The following is a 1,828-nucleotide window of genomic DNA, read 5'->3' as shown; positions in this document are numbered from 1 at the left end:
ACCACAAAAGACGGACCTCGGTCCGTCTTTTGCTTTTTATGAAACTATAATGAGTTATTTACCCGTTACAGCCTCTTAAAGATTATACTCTTCCTCCACCTGCATAATGCGCAGCATAATAAGATTCACCTAGAGAAGATGTGATAACACCCTTCTTTTCATTGGCAGCATGTACGAATCTGCCTCCACCTAGATAAATACCTACGTGAGAGATACCTTTCTTATATGTGTTCTTAAAGAATACAAGATCACCAGGTTTTAATGCGTTTCTATCTACTCTTTGAGTACTATTGAACTGTACAGCAGCTGTACCACTTAAAGAACGTCCATTTTGTCTATATACCCATCTAGTAAAGCTTGAACAGTCAAAGATATTAGGTCCTACAGCACCCATTCTATAACGACATCCAATCTTACCTAAAGCAGTCTGAATAAGAGCTGCATTTCTAGATTTAACTTCTACTGGTATATTCACTACAGTTGTATTACCAGTCTTATCTGTTGCAGTATAAGTAGCTGTATAGTTACCTTCATTGTTTACATCAACATTCCCACTAATACCTACAGTCTTAGTAACATCACCATCTAAATTATCAATAGCAGATACAAGTAAAGAATTCCAGTTTACTGAAGTGCCTTCAGTAATAGATACTTTATTTGTATTCAATTTAATTTCAGGACCTCTGATATCCTTAATATTAAATGTACATTCCTGTTTAGTTTCATTGCCACTGTTATCAATCGCAATGATTATTGCTTTCTGTTCACTGTTTAATTTCTTTGTATCAATATCACCTTTAACAGTTAATACTGGTGAAGGATCAAAGTTATCAGATACATCAAAATAATCTGCAGGATTAAATGTATCACCATAGTTTACATCAAAAGACTGTGTTTTTTGAGTTAATGTTGGTGCAACAGAATCCTTAATATTAAATGATAATGTTTTTTCAGCCACATTGCCGGCGTTATCTTCTACATGAGCCACAACCTTCTGTTCCCCGATTACAGTTGTGTCAATACCACCTTCGAAAGTGATGAATTCACTGACATCACCATCAACATTATCTGTTGCTTTCACGTAATCTAATAAGTTATTAGAACCATTGGCTTCTACATCAGCAATATATCCACCTTCAGTACGTGAAGCAATAACAGGAGCTTCATTATCAATAACCTGTACTTCAACTTCTTTATCAGTTGTATTCTGGAATGTATCAGTAACAGTCACTGTAACACGATAAGTACCTAACTGTTTTGCTTCATATGTTCCTGACTTAATAGAAACATCCATGATATCTAAATTATCACGATTATCTGTGATTTCAAAGTCTGAAGCATTTAAGTATGTTCCATAAGGAACAACAATTTTATTTGAATGAATAACAGGTGCCTGACGGTCAGCCGCTGCATAACCTACTAGCGCAAATGCAGAGATTGCGAATGCAGGTAATAATATTGTTTTCTGAGTTTTAATTCTATCTACAATTGCATGAAGAGTTACGGGCGCATTTTGAGTCATAGTTATTCTCCTTTTCTTTTCGACAATTGCGATTATAACACTATGCCATATATGTGTCCACCATTTTCTTAAGATATTTTTAAGATTTTATATTTTATATAGTATATATCAGTGTTTTTACGTTTAAGATTTTATTAATAATTAATAAAAAATAATGACTTTTTGGTCTTTAGCATATATTTTCTTGGTGATTTTTTAGAATCCTAATTTATCAAACATATATATTCTGATTTGAATACCCACAAACCACAGGTCAGTGAAAATTAAATTTCATAAGCACCGATTAAACGGCGTTCATGAAGCTGA

1 protein-coding gene is annotated in these 1,828 nt (G+C 33.6%); it reads right to left on the bottom strand.

From position 1 onward, the window contains the following. Positions 1 to 82: 82 nt before the first annotated feature. The gene (locus tag ABUA27_RS12555) at positions 83 to 1,522 is read right to left on the bottom strand and encodes a C40 family peptidase (RefSeq protein ID WP_349820853.1); all 1,440 of its coding nucleotides are present in this window, start codon (positions 1,520 to 1,522) and stop codon (positions 83 to 85) included. Positions 1,523 to 1,828 lie beyond the last annotated feature (306 nt).

The sequence above is a fragment of the Catenibacterium sp. RTP21428st1_D7_RTP21428_210409 genome (assembly GCF_040227455.1).
Lineage (GTDB): Bacteria > Bacillota_I > Bacilli_A > Erysipelotrichales > Coprobacillaceae > Catenibacterium > Catenibacterium mitsuoka_A.
The sequence above is the reverse complement of the archived record's forward strand: the minus strand, read 5'-3'. Positions and strand labels throughout refer to the sequence as shown.